At 56.0% G+C, this 17,483-nt stretch carries 16 protein-coding genes and 1 pseudogene; 9 read left to right on the top strand and 8 right to left on the bottom strand.

The features are described from left to right. Window positions 1–60 precede the first annotated feature (60 nt). Window positions 61–2,034: a catecholate siderophore receptor CirA gene (cirA, locus tag ABLU88_RS04635; protein WP_014230158.1), complete on the top strand. Its 1,974-nt coding sequence runs from the start codon at window positions 61–63 to the stop codon at window positions 2,032–2,034. 110 nt (window positions 2,035–2,144) lie between these two features. Here cirA and ABLU88_RS04630 read toward each other — a convergent pair whose 3' ends face one another. From ABLU88_RS04630 to fghA, 3 genes and pseudogenes are all read right to left on the bottom strand, one after another. Next, window positions 2,145–2,255: a DUF5431 family protein gene (locus ABLU88_RS04630; RefSeq protein ID WP_305955786.1), complete on the bottom strand. Its 111-nt coding sequence runs from the start codon at window positions 2,253–2,255 to the stop codon at window positions 2,145–2,147. After that, window positions 2,204–2,356 (bottom strand): annotated as a pseudogene (locus ABLU88_RS04625) (Hok/Gef family protein); the annotation flags it as partial. The pseudogene ABLU88_RS04625 and the gene ABLU88_RS04630, both read right to left, overlap by 52 nt. A gap of 237 nt (window positions 2,357–2,593) precedes the next feature. Continuing rightward, window positions 2,594–3,430 (bottom strand): S-formylglutathione hydrolase, encoded by an 837-nt coding sequence (fghA, locus tag ABLU88_RS04620; protein ID WP_032719903.1) that lies wholly within the window; start codon window positions 3,428–3,430, stop codon window positions 2,594–2,596. A 368-nt stretch (window positions 3,431–3,798) separates the two neighbouring features. Here fghA and folE point away from each other — a divergent pair, with 368 nt between their 5' ends. From folE to mglC, 6 genes are all read left to right on the top strand, one after another. After that, entirely contained in the window at window positions 3,799–4,467 is a 669-nt protein-coding gene (gene folE, locus ABLU88_RS04615; RefSeq protein WP_004103895.1) for a GTP cyclohydrolase I FolE, read from the top strand. Window positions 4,468–4,482: 15 nt separating this feature from the next. Next, complete coding sequence (gene yeiB, locus ABLU88_RS04610) at window positions 4,483–5,640, top strand: DUF418 domain-containing protein YeiB (protein ID WP_032719902.1); 1,158 nt, start codon at window positions 4,483–4,485, stop codon at window positions 5,638–5,640. A 155-nt stretch (window positions 5,641–5,795) separates the two neighbouring features. After that, window positions 5,796–6,818 (top strand): HTH-type transcriptional regulator GalS, encoded by a 1,023-nt coding sequence (galS, locus tag ABLU88_RS04605; protein WP_014230155.1) that lies wholly within the window; start codon window positions 5,796–5,798, stop codon window positions 6,816–6,818. A 289-nt stretch (window positions 6,819–7,107) separates the two neighbouring features. Continuing rightward, a complete protein-coding gene (gene mglB / locus ABLU88_RS04600; protein WP_014230154.1) occupies window positions 7,108–8,106 on the top strand; it encodes a galactose/glucose ABC transporter substrate-binding protein MglB in 999 nt (332 codons plus the stop codon). A 119-nt stretch (window positions 8,107–8,225) separates the two neighbouring features. Continuing rightward, complete coding sequence (gene mglA, locus ABLU88_RS04595; RefSeq protein ID WP_014230153.1) at window positions 8,226–9,746, top strand: galactose/methyl galactoside ABC transporter ATP-binding protein MglA; 1,521 nt, start codon at window positions 8,226–8,228, stop codon at window positions 9,744–9,746. A gap of 15 nt (window positions 9,747–9,761) precedes the next feature. Beyond that, complete coding sequence (mglC, locus tag ABLU88_RS04590) at window positions 9,762–10,772, top strand: galactose/methyl galactoside ABC transporter permease MglC (protein ID WP_004122861.1); 1,011 nt, start codon at window positions 9,762–9,764, stop codon at window positions 10,770–10,772. A gap of 191 nt (window positions 10,773–10,963) precedes the next feature. Here mglC and sanA read toward each other — a convergent pair whose 3' ends face one another. From sanA to ABLU88_RS04565, 5 genes are all read right to left on the bottom strand, one after another. After that, entirely contained in the window at window positions 10,964–11,680 is a 717-nt protein-coding gene (gene sanA, locus ABLU88_RS04585) for an outer membrane permeability protein SanA (protein WP_004852661.1), read from the bottom strand. A gap of 124 nt (window positions 11,681–11,804) precedes the next feature. After that, window positions 11,805–12,689, bottom strand: a complete 885-nt coding sequence (cdd, locus tag ABLU88_RS04580) for a cytidine deaminase (protein ID WP_014839055.1) — start codon at window positions 12,687–12,689, stop codon at window positions 11,805–11,807. A gap of 127 nt (window positions 12,690–12,816) precedes the next feature. After that, window positions 12,817–13,512: a CidB/LrgB family autolysis modulator gene (locus tag ABLU88_RS04575; protein ID WP_025106754.1), complete on the bottom strand. Its 696-nt coding sequence runs from the start codon at window positions 13,510–13,512 to the stop codon at window positions 12,817–12,819. Further along, a complete protein-coding gene (locus tag ABLU88_RS04570; RefSeq protein WP_049102837.1) occupies window positions 13,509–13,907 on the bottom strand; it encodes a CidA/LrgA family protein in 399 nt (132 codons plus the stop codon). Before ABLU88_RS04570 ends, ABLU88_RS04575 begins: the two co-directional genes overlap by 4 nt. A gap of 121 nt (window positions 13,908–14,028) precedes the next feature. Then, window positions 14,029–14,946: a LysR family transcriptional regulator gene (locus ABLU88_RS04565; protein WP_049085467.1), complete on the bottom strand. Its 918-nt coding sequence runs from the start codon at window positions 14,944–14,946 to the stop codon at window positions 14,029–14,031. A gap of 126 nt (window positions 14,947–15,072) precedes the next feature. Here ABLU88_RS04565 and ABLU88_RS04560 point away from each other — a divergent pair, with 126 nt between their 5' ends. Both ABLU88_RS04560 and gtdA read left to right on the top strand, forming a co-directional pair. After that, entirely contained in the window at window positions 15,073–16,431 is a 1,359-nt protein-coding gene (locus ABLU88_RS04560) for an aromatic acid/H+ symport family MFS transporter (RefSeq protein WP_004852652.1), read from the top strand. A gap of 11 nt (window positions 16,432–16,442) precedes the next feature. Further along, window positions 16,443–17,480 carry a gentisate 1,2-dioxygenase gene (gene gtdA / locus ABLU88_RS04555; RefSeq protein WP_014230149.1) on the top strand — a complete coding sequence of 346 codons (1,038 nt, stop codon included), beginning with the start codon at window positions 16,443–16,445 and terminating at the stop codon, window positions 17,478–17,480. Window positions 17,481–17,483: the final 3 nt, after the last annotated feature.

The raw sequence follows: 17,483 nt of genomic DNA, 5'->3' as shown, positions 1-17,483 counted from the left end.
CAGTACCTGTGAGCAGGACCTTTTTTGTTTGTTTTGTTGTACACCTCATGGAGATATGGAATGTTCAGGCTAAACCCTTTTGTCCGGGCCGGATTATGCGCGTCCGTCGTATCCCTGGCGTTTCCGGCGCTCGCCGACGTTAACGAAGAAACGCTGGTCGTCACCGCTGCGGCAACTGAACAGAGCGTCAAAGATGCGCCCGCCAGTATTAGCGTTATCACCCAACAGGATCTGCAGCGTAGACCGGTACAAAACCTGAAGGATGTACTGCGGGAAGTGCCGGGCGTGCAGCTCACCAACGAAGGGGATAATCGCAAAGGGGTGAGCATTCGCGGCCTCAGCAGCGGCTATACGCTGATCCTCGTTGACGGCAAACGCGTTAACTCGCGCAACGCCGTTTTCCGCCACAACGATTTTGACCTCAACTGGATCCCGGTTGATGCCATTGAGCGTATCGAAGTGGTGCGCGGGCCGATGTCTTCCCTCTATGGTTCCGACGCCCTCGGCGGCGTGGTCAATATCATTACCAAAAAAGTCGGTCAGCAGTGGACGGGCACCCTCAGCGCGGATACCACCATTCAGGAACACCGCGATCGCGGCGATACGTACAATGGTCAGTTCTTTACCAGCGGCCCGCTGATTGACGGCGTGCTGGGGATGAAAGCCTACGGCAGCCTGGCAAAGCGTGCCAAGGACGATCAGCAGGCTTCCAGCAACGCAGCTGGCGAAACGCCGCGTATTGAAGGCTTCACCAGCCGCGACGGCAACGTCGAATTCGCCTGGACGCCCACTGATAATCAGGACATCACCGCTGGCTACGGGTTCGATCGCCAGGATCGGGATTCCGACTCTCTTGACCGCAACCGCCTTGAGCGCCAGAACTACTCCCTGAGCCACAACGGCCGCTGGGATGTCGGCAATAGCGAGCTGAAATTCTACGGCGAGAAAGTGGATAATAAAAATCCGGGCCAGGCCGGAACGATCACATCTGAGAGTAACTCGGTGGACGGCAAATACGTTCTGCCGCTGGGCATGATCAACCAGCTGCTGACCTTCGGTGGCGAATGGCGTCACGATAAGCTGAAAGATCCGGTCAACCTGAGCAGCGGCGGTAAATCTACTTCCGCCAGCCAGTACGCGCTGTTCCTCGAAGATGAATGGCGGATAATCGAACCTCTGGCCTTAACCACCGGCATCCGTATGGACGATCACCAGACCTATGGCGATCACTGGAGCCCGCGTGCTTATCTGGTGTATAACGCCACCGATACCGTGACCGTGAAGGGCGGCTGGGCGACGGCATTTAAAGCGCCATCCCTGCTGCAGCTGAACCCGGACTGGACCACCAACTCCTGCCGCGGCTCGTGCAGCATTATCGGTAACCCGGATCTGAAACCGGAAACCAGCGAAAGCTTCGAACTGGGTCTTTACTATCGCGGCGAAGAGGGCTGGCTTGAAGGCGTGGAAGGAAGCGTCACCACCTTCCAGAATAACGTTGACGATATGATCGATATCCTGCGTACTTCCAGCGCCAGCGAAGCGCCGGGCTACCCGAATTTTGTCGGCTGGAAAACGGTGAACGGTAAGCGCGTGCCGGTATTCCGCTACTTCAACGTCAATAAGGCGCGTATCAAAGGGGTAGAAACTGAATTGAAGGTGCCGTTCGGCGACGAATGGAAGCTGACGGTAAACTACACCTACAACGATGGTCGCGACCTGAGTAACGGCGGCGATAAACCGCTGCAAACGCTGCCGTTCCATACCGCTAACGGTACCCTCGACTGGAAACCGCTGGACGACTGGTCCTTCTACGTCACCGCCAACTATACCGGCGAACAGCGTTCGGTCAGCGCGACGGGCAAAACGCCCGGCGGCTACACTATGTTTGATATCGGCGCGGCCTGGAACGTCACCAAAAACGTCAAGCTGCGCTCCGGGGTACTCAACGTGGGCGATAAGGATCTGAGCCGCGACGACTATAGCTATACGGAAGAAGGCCGCCGCTACTTTATGGCCGTCGATTACCGCTTCTGACCGGGCGATAAAAGAGGGCTGGCAGATTTCCCTGCCAGCCCTCGCTAAAGGCGCTCAGGGTGAAGCCAGACGGAAAAGCGGTGGGCGAACCCACCGCTCCAGGTGGCTACTTACCGGATTCGTAAGCCATAAAAGCAGCTACCTCCCTGTTCGTATCGCGGTAGCGAATTTCGCAAAGCGATTTTCTTACCATCAGGGTGAACGCTAATAGCGTGATACACACGATGAGCAGACACCAGATCGGGACGTTGGGCGGTACCTTCATGGTTTGTTCTCCTTGCCTTACGGCGGGTAAGAGACTAACCTGATGTTGTCTAGGCATCGGGACAGCCTCGTGGGTGATTACATTACCTTCGGGGCTTTCTTCTTTCTGCCTCAGCACAACGGTAAAACTCAATCCTGCTCTGAGGCGAAAGCCTCAAGCGCCGCCAAAAATCATACCCCCCGACGACGGAAAATACACTATCTCTCTGTATATATTAGTTTTTATGACTATTGGATGATGAGGCATTTTGCGTATCAATGCGCCGGGAAGGTGCTTCACGACGCATTGAAAGGATCAGGAGAAGAGGTGCCGGGCATGGAAACGCAGGTGGTCCTCAATAAATGAGGCGATAAAGTAGTAGCTGTGATCGTAACCGGGCTGAATACGCAGGGTTAACGGCCAGCTTTTCTGACGCGCGGTTTCCGCCAGCACCGCCGGCTGCAGCTGTTCGGCGAGGAATGTATCGCTGTCACCCTGGTCAATCAGGGTTGGAATCGCATCTGACTCGCTGCTGGCCTGCATTAACGCGCAGCTGTCCCAGGCCTGCCAGGCCGCTTCATCCGCTCCCAGATAGGCGGTAAACGCTTTTTTGCCCCAGGGAACCTGGGTCGGGTTAACGATAGGCGCGAACGCGGAAACGCTGACGAAGCGGCCCGGATTCTTCAGCGCCATCACCAGCGCGCCGTGGCCGCCCATGGAATGCCCGCTGATGGCGCAGCGGCCGCTGAGATTAAACTCGCGGGCAATCAGCTGCGGCAGCTCGTCGCGAAGGTAATCGTACATGCGGAAATGCGTGGACCACGGCGCCTGGGTGGCATTGAGATAAAAGCCAGCGCCTTTCCCCAGATCGTAAGCGCTATCGTCGGCAACGTTATCACCGCGCGGACTGGTGTCCGGCATCACCAGCGCAATGCCCAGTTCGGCGGCGACGCGCTGAGCGCCCGCTTTGGTGGTGAAGTTTTCATCGTTGCAGGTCAGGCCGGAGAGCCAGTAGAGAACCGGCGGCGGCGCGTCAGCGGCGGCGGGAGGTAAAAAGATGCTGAAGGTCATTGCGCAGTTCAGCGTTGCGGAGTCGTGCCGCCAGCGTTGCTGCCGACCTTCAAAACAGCGGTGCTCTTCGAGCAGTTCCATGCAGGGCTCCTTAAGTGTCTCAGGCGTAATTTTCCATAATACAGATATTTCATGCCCTCGTGAGTAACTTTCACTTCCTCCTTTTCGGAACGTATTGCATCATTAATGCAACTTTTAACCAACATGCTGACCTTGCCGCAGCGGCAGGCGTCGCGCTATGGGTCGGCGATTGGCTTGGTTGCGGCAAGGTGAGCAGGGCGTTGCGTGACGCATCGTAGTGCGCTGGTCTGGCGGCGTGGAACGAGAGGTGACGCCAATTTCAACAATTATCGATGCGGCTACTGGATTCTGTGCGTCACCTCACGCACAATGAATACAAACTTTGCCCTCAGAAGAGCAAAGAGCGCCACACCTGCAGGAGAACAAAAATGTCATCACTGAGTAAAGAAGCCATACTCGTTCATGAAGCGCTGGTCGCTCGTGGGCTGGAGACGCCGCTGCGTCCGCCAGTACAAGAAATTGATAATGAAACTCGCAAGCGTCTGATCGCCGGACACATGACCGAGATTATGCAGCTGTTAAACCTTGATCTAAGTGATGACAGCCTGATGGAGACCCCGCATCGCATCGCCAAAATGTACGTCGATGAGATCTTCTCCGGACTGGACTACGCCCGGTTCCCCAAAATCACCGTCATCGAAAATAAGATGCAGGTTGATGAAATGGTGACCGTGCGCGATATCACCCTGACCAGCACCTGTGAACACCATTTTGTGACCATTGACGGCAAAGCCACGGTGGCCTATATCCCGAAAGATTCGGTGATTGGCCTGTCGAAAATTAACCGTATCGTGCAGTTCTTCTCCCAGCGTCCGCAGGTGCAGGAGCGGCTGACGCAGCAGATCCTCACCGCGCTGCAAACGCTGCTGGGGACCAGCAACGTCGCGGTTTCCATCGATGCGGTGCACTACTGCGTGAAAGCGCGCGGCATTCGCGATGCGACCAGCGCCACCACCACCACGTCGCTGGGCGGCCTGTTTAAATCCAGCCAGAATACCCGCCAGGAGTTCCTGCGCGCCGTACGTCACCACAACTAAAACGGAGCAGGGTACATGGAGAGAAATGTCACGCTGGACTTTGTCCGCGGCGTCGCCATCCTCGGTATCCTGCTACTGAATATCAGCGCCTTCGGTTTACCGAAGGCCGCTTACCTCAACCCGGCGTGGTCCGGGAACATTTCCGCCAGCGACGCCTGGACCTGGGCGATTCTCGATCTGCTGGCGCAGGTCAAATTCCTGACCCTCTTCGCCCTGCTGTTTGGCGCCGGACTTCAGCTTCTGCTGCCGCGCGGGAAGCGCTGGATCCAGTCGCGCCTGACGCTGCTGGCGCTGCTTGGCTTTATTCACGGACTGTTTTTCTGGGACGGCGATATTCTGCTGGCCTATGCGCTGGTCGGGCTGGTGGGCTGGCGGATGGTGCGCGACGCGCACGATGTCAAATCGCTGTTTAATACCGGCGTGGTGCTGTACGTTATCGGCGTGGCGGTACTGCTATTGCTGGGATTGATTTCCGGCAATACGCCCAATCGTTCGTGGCTGCCGGACGCGGCAAATTTGCAGTACGAGCAGTACTGGAAGCTAAAAGGCGGCTTTGAAGCGGTGAGCAATCGTGCGGATATGCTGTCGGATAACCTGCTGGCGCTGGGCGCGCAGTACGGCTGGCAGCTGGCCGGTATGATGCTGATGGGCGCCGCGCTGATGCGCAGCGGCTGGCTCAAAGGGCAGTTCAGCCTTCGCCACTATCGGCGTACCGGCGGGCTGCTGATTGCGGCCGGAATGGCGGTCAACTTGCCCTCGATTATTGCCCAGTGGCATCTTGGCTGGGACTACCGCTGGTGCGCATTTTTGCTACAGGCGCCGCGGGAGCTGGGCGCGCCGCTGCAAACCATCGGCTACGCGGCGCTGGCCTGGGGCTTCTGGCCGCAGCTGTGTCAGAGTCGTCTGGTGGGGGCGATTGCCTGCGTCGGGCGCATGGCGCTAACCAACTATCTGCTGCAGACCCTGATTTGCACTACCCTGTTCTACCGCTTCGGCCTGTTTATGAAGTATGACCGCTTACAGCTGTTAGCCTTCGTACCGGCCGTATGGGCGGTTAATCTTCTCTTCTCGTGGTTTTGGCTACGTCATTTCCGCCAGGGGCCCGTTGAGTGGCTATGGCGTCAATTCACCCTGCGTGCGTCGGGGACATCATTAAAAGATACATCCAGATAACGATCTGGATCACAATCATTAACAAAATGGATGTAACCGTTTCCATCCCTGTGACTTCACTCACGTAGCGTACGGCACGTCGCTGCCAGAATAGCCTCCTTGCTGAACACAGGAGGTGAGTGTGACGTACTGCAATGCTCTACAGGTCGGTGAGTATGATCACCATTCGTGATGTCGCCCGCCAGGCGGGTGTTTCCGTCGCGACGGTTTCGCGCGTGCTGAATAACAGCGCGCTGGTGAGCCCGGATACGCGAGAAGCGGTAATGAAGGCGGTAACGCTGTTGGGCTATCGGCCGAACGCCAACGCGCAGGCGCTGGCGACGCAGGTCAGCGATACCATCGGCGTGGTCGTGATGGACGTGTCGGACGCCTTTTTTGGCGCGCTGGTCAAAGCGGTTGATACCGTCGCCCAGCAGCATCAGAAATATGTGCTTATCGGCAACAGCTATCATGAAGCGGAAAAAGAGCGTAACGCCATTGAGGTGCTGATTCGCCAGCGCTGTTCAGCGCTGATCGTCCACTCTAAAGCGCTGAGCGACGCGGAGCTGGGGGATTTTATGGAGCATATGCCGGGAATGGTGCTGATTAACCGCATCGTGCCGGGATATGCCCACCGCTGCGTTGGGCTGGATAACGTCAGCGGCGCGCTGATGGCGACCCGCATGCTGCTCAATCATGGTCACCAGCGCATCGGCTACCTCTCTTCCAATCACGGCATTGAAGATGATGATTTACGGCGAGAAGGGTGGTTAAGGGCGTTACATGAACACGGCATTGTCGCTCCCGAAAGCTGGGTGGGATCCGGGTCGCCGGATATGCAGGGCGGTGAGGCGGCGATGGTCGAACTGCTGGGGCGCAACCTCGGTCTGAGCGCGGTTTTCGCCTACAACGACAGTATGGCGGCCGGCGCGCTCACGACGCTTAAAGATAACGGCATTGCCGTACCGCAGCATCTTTCGCTGATCGGTTTTGATGATATCCCCATTTCCCGTTACACCGACCCGCAGCTGACGACGGTCCGTTATCCGATTATGTCGATGGCGAAACTGGCGACAGAGCTGGCGCTACAGGGCGCGGCGGGAAAGCTGGATCGTGACGCCAGCCACTGCTTTATGCCGACGCTGGTGCGCCGACATTCGGTGGCGCAGAGGCAAATTGTGGGGCCGATCACTAACTAATTATCTGCCTGATGTAACCGCTTTCAATATGTGAGTGATTTCACAGTTTGTTAACATTAAGCTGACTATGATTGCTGCGTTTACAAGTCTGAACATACTATGTCACGGTGATTAATCACTTTTACAGCAGTAATCGGCGGTTAAACGATTAATAAAGCCGTTTTTCAGGAGCGTTACCCTACACGGAAGACAGAATTACAGTCGTGAATGTCGCTGTGCAGTAACATAAATGTAACGCTCGCCAGCCATTTTCACACCAAAGACCCTGCATAATAAAACCGGAGATTCCATGAATAAGAAGGTGTTAACCCTGTCTGCTGTAATGGCTAGCATGTTATTTGGCGCCGCGGCTCACGCAGCAGATACCCGTATCGGCGTGACGATTTATAAATACGACGACAACTTTATGTCGGTGGTACGTAAGGCAATTGAAAAAGATGGCAAATCAGCGCCGGATGTTCAGCTGCTGATGAATGACTCGCAAAACGACCAGTCCAAGCAGAACGATCAGATTGACGTCCTGCTGGCAAAAGGGGTGAAGGCGCTGGCGATTAACCTGGTTGACCCGGCGGCGGCGGGGACGGTCATCGATAAAGCGCGTGGCCAGAACGTGCCGGTGGTGTTCTTTAACAAAGAACCTTCCCGCAAGGCGCTGGATAGCTACGATAAAGCGTACTACGTCGGTACCGACTCAAAAGAGTCCGGCGTGATTCAGGGTGACCTGATTGCCAAGCACTGGAAAGCGAACCCGAACTGGGATCTGAATAAAGACGGCCAGATTCAGTTTGTCCTGCTGAAGGGCGAGCCGGGCCATCCGGATGCGGAAGCGCGTACCACCTACGTTATTAAAGAGCTGAACGATAAAGGCTTCAAAACTCAGCAACTGGCGTTAGATACCGCCATGTGGGATACCGCTCAGGCGAAAGATAAGATGGATGCCTGGCTGTCTGGCCCGAATGCCAACAAAATTGAAGTCGTCATCGCTAACAACGATGCGATGGCCATGGGCGCGGTAGAAGCGCTGAAAGCGCACAATAAGAGCAGCATTCCGGTATTCGGCGTCGATGCGCTGCCTGAAGCGCTGGCGCTGGTGAAATCCGGCGCCATGGCGGGTACCGTACTGAACGATGCCAACAATCAGGCGAAAGCCACCTTCGATCTGGCGAAAAACCTGGCCGATGGTAAAGAACCGGCTGCCGGTACTCAATGGAAAATTGATAATAAGATTGTCCGCGTACCGTACGTTGGCGTTGATAAAGATAATCTGAGCGAATTTATCGGTAAGTAATCGCTTAATAAGCTGCGGGCGTACGCGCTTGTACGCCCGATTATTCCTGATACAGAACCCGTCCCGGCTCGTCGTTAATGCGTCGGCTGGGGTATGCACGCACGCAGCCAGGTATAACTATGGTCAGCAATAATAGCGAACGGTCAGGCGAATATTTGTTGGAAATGAGTAACATCAACAAATCGTTTCCTGGCGTCAAGGCTCTCGATAATGTGAACCTCAAGGTTCGTCCCCACTCTATTCACGCGTTAATGGGGGAGAACGGCGCGGGCAAATCTACATTATTAAAATGCCTATTTGGAATCTATCAAAAAGATTCCGGCAGTATTCTTTTTCAGGGACAAGAGATCGATTTCCATTCGGCAAAAGAAGCCCTGGAGAACGGTATTTCAATGGTTCATCAGGAATTAAACCTGGTATTGCAACGTTCGGTAATGGACAACATGTGGCTGGGGCGTTATCCCACCAAAGGCATGTTTGTCGATCAGGACAAAATGTATCGTGATACCAAAGCGATTTTCGATGAGCTGGATATTGATATCGACCCGCGCGCTCGCGTCGGAACGCTATCGGTATCGCAAATGCAGATGATTGAAATTGCGAAGGCATTTTCCTATAACGCCAAAATTGTGATTATGGATGAGCCGACTTCTTCGTTAACCGAAAAAGAGGTCAACCATCTGTTTAAAATTATCCGCAAGCTGAAAGAGCGCGGCTGCGGCATAGTCTATATTTCCCACAAAATGGAAGAGATCTTCCAGCTGTGCGATGAAATTACCATCCTGCGCGACGGCCAGTGGATTGCCACCCAGCCGCTGGAAGGGCTGGATATGGATAAGATCATCGCGATGATGGTGGGCCGCTCCCTCAATCAGCGCTTCCCGAACAAGGAGAATAAGCCGGGTGAGGTAATTCTTGAGGTGCGCAATTTAACCTCACTGCGCCAGCCATCGATTCGCGATGTCTCTTTCGATCTGCACAAAGGCGAAATCCTGGGGATTGCCGGACTGGTTGGCGCGAAACGTACCGATATCGTGGAGACGTTATTTGGTATTCGCGAGAAGGCCGGCGGGACGATCAAGCTGCACGGTAAGAAGATTAATAACCATAATGCCAATGAAGCCATCAACCATGGCTTTGCGCTGGTGACCGAAGAGCGCCGTTCGACGGGAATTTATGCCTACCTGGATATCGGTTTTAACTCGCTGATCTCCAATATTAAGAAATACAAGAATAAGGTCGGATTGCTGGATAATTCACGCATGAAAAGCGATACCCAATGGGTGATTGATTCGATGCGCGTGAAAACCCCGGGGCAGCACACGCAAATTGGTTCGCTGTCCGGTGGTAACCAACAAAAAGTGATTATCGGTCGCTGGTTATTGACCCAGCCGGAAATTCTGATGCTCGATGAACCCACGCGCGGCATTGACGTTGGGGCGAAGTTCGAAATTTACCAGCTGATCGCCGAGCTGGCAAAAAAAGACAAAGGAATCATTATTATTTCCTCCGAGATGCCGGAGCTGCTGGGTATTACTGACCGTATTCTGGTAATGAGCAATGGTCTTGTTGCCGGAATTGTTGAGACTAAAACCACCACGCAAAACGAAATTCTCCGTCTTGCGTCGTTGCACCTTTAAGATCAGGGGCTCCTCATGAGTGCGTTAAATAAAAAGAGTTTTCTCACCTATTTGAAAGAAGGTGGGATTTACGTGGTTCTTTTAGTATTGCTGGCCATTATTATTTTCCAGGATCCGACTTTCTTAAGTTTGCTGAACTTAAGTAATATTCTGACCCAGTCTTCGGTGCGTATTATTATCGCTCTCGGCGTGGCCGGACTTATTGTCACCCAGGGAACCGACCTTTCAGCCGGACGCCAGGTCGGCCTGGCGGCGGTTATCGCCGCCACGATGCTGCAGGCGGTGGACAATGCCAATAAGGTGTTCCCGGAGATGGCCACGATGCCGATCCCGCTGGTTATCCTGCTGGTGTGCGCGATCGGCGCGGTCATTGGTCTTATCAACGGTATTATCATCGCTTACCTGAACGTGACGCCGTTTATCACCACCCTCGGCACGATGATCATCGTTTACGGTATCAACTCCCTGTATTACGACTTTGTTGGCGCGTCGCCGATTTCCGGCTTCGATAGCCACTTCTCGCAGTTTGCCCAGGGGTTTGTGGCGCTGGGCTCATTCCGCCTGTCGTATATCACCTTCTATGCGCTGATTGCCGTGTTCTTCGTATGGATCCTGTGGAACAAGACCCGCTTTGGTAAAAACATTTTTGCTATCGGCGGTAACCCGGAAGCGGCGAAGGTCTCCGGCGTCAACGTCGCCCTGAACCTGCTGATGATTTATGCGCTCTCCGGCGTGTTCTACGCGTTCGGCGGGCTGCTGGAAGCCGGACGTATCGGTTCGGCGACCAACAACCTTGGCTTTATGTATGAACTGGATGCGATTGCCGCCTGCGTGGTCGGCGGCGTATCGTTCAGCGGCGGCGTCGGTACCGTATTTGGCGTGGTGACCGGGGTGATAATCTTCACCGTCATCAACTACGGTCTGACCTATATCGGCGTGAACCCGTACTGGCAGTACATTATCAAAGGGGCGATTATCATCTTCGCCGTGGCGCTGGATTCGCTTAAGTATGCGCGGAAGAAGTAACGAGTAGTGAATGAAGGCAGGCGTCAGTTCAGGCGTCTGCCTTTTGCATTTTCTGGATGATAATTTGCCGCCTTCCTGCCACTCGAATTATTCAGGGTATCTATCCTCAGTATCCCGATACTCACTCGCGTAATCAGAAAAGTATTCCCGCTCGATAAGACGCCAGTTATCACGCTCACTTTATGGAGGCTTTACTTCTCTTTTTTCTGCAGCTCCAGCAGCTGCTGCGGCGTGACCGCCGGATAGGACTGCGCGCCGTCGGGAACTTCCTGCAGCGCGGGAATCGGGATCAGCGGGCCTAAAAAGCGCGGTTCGCGTTTAAAAATATAGAGATCCGCCAGCGCGCCGAAGCGGGCGCCGAACTCGCGCAGGCGAACGCTCCACATGTCCTTCGGCGACGGCACCGCGTAGCACTGCGCCTGAATCCCCATATGCAGGGCAATAAACAGCGCGCGCTCGCAGTGGAAGCGTTGGGTAATAATAATAAAGTCGTTAGTATCGAAGACTTTACGGGTGCGGACAATCGAATCGAGCGTACGGAAACCCGCATAGTCCAGCACAATATCCGCCGGATCGACGCCGGCTTTAATTAAATCGCGGCGCATGGTCATCGGCTCGTTATAGCTTTGCAGTGCGTTATCGCCGCTGAGCAGCAGGTAGTTCACCTTGCCGCTATTGTAGGCGTTCAGCGCGCCCTGAATCCGGTAACGATAATATTGGTTGATAACCCCGGTACGGTAGTACTTGGCGGTACCGAGCACGACGCCGACCTGGCGGTAGGGCAGGTCCTGTAGCTCATCGTAAATATAGGGAGAGGTTTTCCAGCTCATCCAGCGGTCGAGTCCCAACACGGTTAACAGCAGCAAGCCGAACAGGACTAACAGGCTGTATAACACACGCTTTAACATGGACCTGGCTCAATAGTGGACGAAGGAAGCTTCAGGCTACTTTACCCGTCGGGCAAGCGCAAGAAACCGTCGTTTAATTGCGGGGATTTTCAACAGCGCGGGCCGTTTGGCCCGCAGAATGTGACTAACCTAACAGTACGCGATCGATATTATGGCAGCCCAGCGCCTTCAGCGTCGCCGCGGTGGCATCCCACTGGATAAGCGCCGCATCGGCCTTCTCGGCCAGGATCGCGCGCTGGATATCCGGGTAATCGTATCCGTTGAGGCTCAGCAGATTCAGCGCACCCTGCAGCGGGGGCAGCGTCGGGTTAAAGGCGGCGTTTTCGGCATAGCTACCGGTGAAAAGAGTACCGTCTTTCAGCTCCAGCGCAACGCCGGATGGTGAGTTGCTGTAAGGCATATGGCAACGGTTGGCCGCCTGAATCGCCGCCTGAGCCAGCGCGTCGCCGCTGAGCGGGAAGCCGTGGTCCTGCTCATCCATCAGCAGGGTTTTTATGTCCAGATCTTTCGGGCCGAAAGCGTCCGGCAAATAGTGCTGCAGCGAATGCGCTTCGCGCCCGGGAAGGTGGATGCGCAGCGACAGGCCGCTGTTCAGTTCGTTCATAAACTGACGACAGTGGCCGCAGGGGGTATAGTTCACGGTAATCGCCCGCAGGGATTTTTCGCCGCGCAGCCAGGCGTGGCTGATGGCGCTTTGTTCGGCGTGCACGGTTTGCTGCATGGTGGCGCCGAGAAATTCCATATTGCCGCCGAAGTACCAGGTACCGCTGATGCCGCGGGCAATCGCGCCGACGTTAAAATGCGACAGATCGGCCCGCGCGCAGGCCGCCGCCAGCGGCAGCAAAGCAAAGGCCAGCGCGTCTTCATCCAGCCCCGTCGCGCTTTGCAGCGCTGCCACCTGGTCTGCATTCAGCAGGGCCGGGAAATGCGGGTCGGCCAGCATCGGGGCGATGGCCGCTTGCAGGTCCGCCGCCAGTTGGGGAAGAACAGCTTGAAAACGTGGGTGCATGGCGTTGCCTCATAACAATGTAATGGAAATCTAGTGTACGGGTGGTTACAACCTGTATATGTGATAAACATCTCATTGTCATTGCAACTAATTCGTGTTGCATTTAAAAATGTGACTTAAATCACATTTACCCAACCACTGCTAAAATGAGCGGAAACAAAAACGGCGCGACCAGCGAGGTAATAATCCCGCAAAGCACCAGCGCCAGCGAGCTGAACGCCCCTTCCTGATAGTCGAGCTCAGCGCAGCGGGCGGTCCCCAGGGCGTGGGATGCGGTACCCATCGACAGCCCGCGCGAGGCCTTGGTGCGGATGCGCATCACATTCAGCAGGGTGTGGCCAAAGACCGCGCCGAGAATGCCGACGAAAATAACGCAGACCGCGCTGATCGCCGGGATCCCGCCAATGCTGCTGCTCACCGCCATGGCAATCGGCGTCGTCACCGATTTCGGCAAAATAGAGGCGGCAATCTGCGGGGTTGCGCCCATCATCAGGGCAACGGTAGTGCCGGTGACCATCGCCACCACGCTGCCGATAAAGCAGATGGTGATGATTGACTTCCAGCGGGCGCGGATTTGGTGCAGCTGCTCATACAAAGGAAAGGCCAACGCCACCACCGCCGGCTGCAGCAGGTCGTTAAGAATTTTGCTGCCCTGGAAATAGCGCTCGTAGGAGATGCCGGTAATCAGCAGAAAAGGTATCAGCACCACCATCGCGACCAGCAGCGGGTTGAGAAGCGGAAATTTAAACCGCGCCGCCAGCCTGCGGGCAAGGAAAAAGACGGCCAGGGTTAACGGCAGCGACCACCAGATTTCATGGATCATTTTTCACTTCCTTTTTGCCCAACCACTTTGCGCTCACCGTGAACCAGGTGTGAACTCCAGCTGACCACTAAAAAGACCACCAGCGTGCTTATCGCGCAGGAGACCACCACCGGGCCAAACTGCGCGCGCAGTAAATCCCAGTACTGCATGACGCCGACGCCGATAGGCACAAATAGCAGCGCCATATAGCGAATCAGAATGTTGCAGCCGGGGTTGACCCACTGTGGCGGCATGATCTGCAGCGCCAGCAGAAAAAACAGAATCAGCATGCCAATAATGCTGCCGGGAATAGCGATCGGCAGTAGCGAAGAGAGAAAAATGCCCGCATACAGGCAGGCGTAGATGAGCACGAAAGCGCGCAGATACTGCCAGACAATAATCAGTGATTTACTCATGGTAATAACCCTTGATGAACCGCATTCATCATACAATTAAAGCCAAAAATGTGCTACCGATCACATCATGAATTCTACGCATACCTGCAATAGAGACGGGGAACAGCAAAACGGACGGCTATCAGAGTGTAGATTGCAGCGACAGGCAGTGCAGAAACCGGCTCAGCGCCAACGACGGTGTTTCACTTTTTCGCCAGAACACCCCAACGCTACCTTTTTGTTCAATGCGCGGCAAATTAAGAATCGCCAGCTGGTGCTGGGCCGCGTAGCGCTGCGCCAGGCGCAATGAGAGAATCGAGACCATATCGCTGCTCTGCAGCAGATTGCTGGTGACGTTCATCGAGGCGGACTCAATGGTGTTTTCCGGCAGCATCACGCCGTTATCCACCAGCGCGTTGTCGATGCTCAGGCGAATTGGCGTGCCGGTGGGCCAGACGATCCAGCGCCACGGAGAGAGGTCGGCCCAGCTTAATCGCGATTTCTGGGCCAGCGGGTGATCGGGACGAGCGACAAAGCAGACCGGTTCGGTGTAGAGCACCCGGTAGCTCAGCGGCAGCTCCAGCGCCCGCCCGCCGACGCGCCCGACGACGACATCCACCACCCCGGCGAGCAGGTCGTTAAGCAGCGGCGTCATCACTTTCTCTTCGATATTCAGGTGCAGGGTCGGCATCTCTTTCAGCAGTTCGAGGATCGCCTGTGAGACGCAGTCGGTCGCCACCGGCGAACAGCCGATCATCAGGCTGCCCACCTGTCCGCCCTGTTTAAAACGCTCGATTTCATACTGCGAACGCGACATATCGTTAATCAGCCGCTGGGCGTGCTGAAGCAGCAGCTTTCCGCCTTCGGTCGGGCGCAGACCTTTGCTGTGGCGTTCGAACAAAACCATGCCGACTTCGTCTTCAAACTGGCTGAGCCATTTGGAGAGCGCGGGCTGAGTAATGTTCATCATTTTCGCCACCTGCGTGAGATTGCCTTGCTCCCCCAGCGCCACCAGCATCTGTAAATGGTGCAGCTTCAGTTTCTGCGTCCAGTCTGCCATCAGCGATAACCTCCAGGTTATGTCTATGCCCGAAATACCATTGTACATTTCATTGCCAGGGTTACAAACTCGCAACATAAAAGAAATAAATACAACATCTACCCCTACCTGCTCTGAGGCATAATCATGACTCAACGACTTGAACTACAAAAACTACTCAACGCTGCGCCGGTCGGCGCCCGGCAGTGGCGCGTGATTATCTGCTGTTTCCTGGTGGTGATGCTTGATGGCTTCGATACCGCCGCGATTGGTTTTATTGCGCCGGATATCCGCAGCCACTGGCAATTAACCGCCGGTGACCTCGCGCCGCTATTTGGCGCAGGCTTGCTGGGCCTGACCGCCGGGGCGCTGCTCTGCGGTCCGCTCTCCGACCGCTTTGGCCGCAAACGGGTGATTGAGTTCTGCGTCGCGCTGTTCGGCCTGTTCAGCCTGCTTTCCGCGTTTGCCCCCGATCTACAGATGCTGGTGTTCCTGCGTTTTCTGACCGGTCTCGGCCTCGGTGGCGCGATGCCTAATACCATTACCATGACCTCGGAATATCTGCCCGCCCGGCGGCGCGGGGCGCTGGTGACCCTGATGTTTTGTGGATTCACCCTCGGCTCGGCCTTCGGCGGCGTGGTCAGCGCGCAGCTGGTCCCGCTGATTGGCTGGCACGGTATTCTGGTGCTGGGCGGCGTTTTGCCGCTGCTGCTGGCGGTGGCGCTGATACCGCTGCTTCCCGAATCTCCGCGCTGGCAGATCCGTCGCCAGCTCCCGCAGGCGGTGATTGCCAAAAACGTTAGTGCAATAACCGGCGAACGCTATACCGATACCCATTTCTGGCTTGATGAGCCTGCCGCAGGGGCGAAGGGCAGCATCAGCCAGCTGTTCGCCGGTCGCCAGCTGGCCATCACCTTAATGCTATGGGTGGTGTTCTTTATGAGCCTGCTGATTATCTATCTGCTCTCCAGCTGGATGCCGACGCTGCTTAACCACCGCGGGATTGATTTACAGCACGCTTCGTGGGTCACCGCCGCCTTCCAGATTGGCGGCACCTTTGGCGCGCTGCTGCTCGGCGCGCTGATGGATCGCTACAACCCGTATCGGGTGCTGGCGCTGAGCTACGGCCTGGGGGCGGTCTGTATCGTCATGATTGGCCTGAGCGAGAACGGCCTGTGGCTGATGGCGCTGGCGATTTTCGGCACCGGGATTGGCATCAGCGGCTCGCAGGTGGGGCTGAATGCGCTAACCGCTACGCTGTATCCCACCCAAAGCCGCGCGACCGGGGTGAGCTGGTCAAACGCGGTCGGCCGCTGCGGCGCCATCGTCGGCTCGCTCTCCGGCGGCGTGATGATGGCGATGAATTTCTCTTTTGACACCCTGTTTTTTGTTATCGCAGTACCGGCCGTCGTTAGCGCCGTGATGCTTGTCCTGCTGACGCTTGCCGTCCGCAACCCAACATCTGTACCTGCCGCGTTGCCTTCTGCTGGCATCGTGAATAAATAAGGAGAACGCTCATGACTCAATCTTCAATGGAAATCAATAAAGACCGTCAGCAGTACTATCAGCATATTTCCGGCCAAAACCTGACGCCGCTTTGGGAATCCCTGCACCACCTGGTGCCGAAAACGCCGAACGCCACCTGCGCCCCGGCCTACTGGAACTATCAGGAGATTCGTCCGCTGCTGATGAAAAGCGGCGAGCTGATTGGCGCGAAAGAGGCGATACGCCGCGTGCTGGTGCTGGAGAACCCGGCGCTGCGCGGACAGTCATCGATTACCTCCTCGCTGTACGCCGGATTACAGCTGATCATGCCCGGCGAGGTGGCGCCAAGCCATCGTCATAACCAGTCTGCTCTGCGCTTTGTGGTTGAAGGTGAAGGGGCATTTACCGCCGTCGATGGCGAACGCACCGCCATGCGCGCCGGTGACTTTATTCTGACGCCGCAGTGGCGCTGGCACGATCACGGCAATCCCGGCAATGAGCCGGTGGTCTGGCTCGACGGCCTCGACCTGCCGCTGGTGAACTATCTGGGCTGCGGCTTCGCTGAGGATTACCCGGAAGATCAGCAGCCGGTGACCCGCAAAGAGGGAGACTACCTGCCGCGCTACGCCGCCAATATGCTGCCGCTGCGCCATCAGGTCGGTAACTCTTCGCCCATCTTTAACTATCGCTACGACCGCAGCCGCGAAGCGCTGCACGACCTGACGCGTATGGGCGATGCCGACGAGTGGGACGGCTATAAAATGCGCTACGTTAACCCGGTTACCGGCGGCTACCCGATGCCGTCGATGGGCGCCTTCCTGCAGCTGTTACCGAAAGGGTTTACCTCACGCGCGGCGAAAACCACCGACAGCACTATCTATCACGTGGTGGAAGGTAGCGGCCAGGTCACCATTGGCGAACAGACCTTCGCCTTCCAGGCAAAAGATATCTTCGTGGTGCCGACCTGGCACGCCGTCTCTTTTAACTCTGCCGAAGATACCGTGTTATTCAGCTTTTCGGACCGTCCCGTGCAGGAAGCGCTCGGCCTGTTCCGCGAAGCGCGTTATTAAAAA

The sequence above is a fragment of the Klebsiella sp. GW_Kp182 genome (assembly GCF_040062275.1).
GTDB lineage: Bacteria > Pseudomonadota > Gammaproteobacteria > Enterobacterales > Enterobacteriaceae > Klebsiella > Klebsiella michiganensis.
This window is presented reverse-complemented; position numbering and strand designations above follow the sequence as displayed.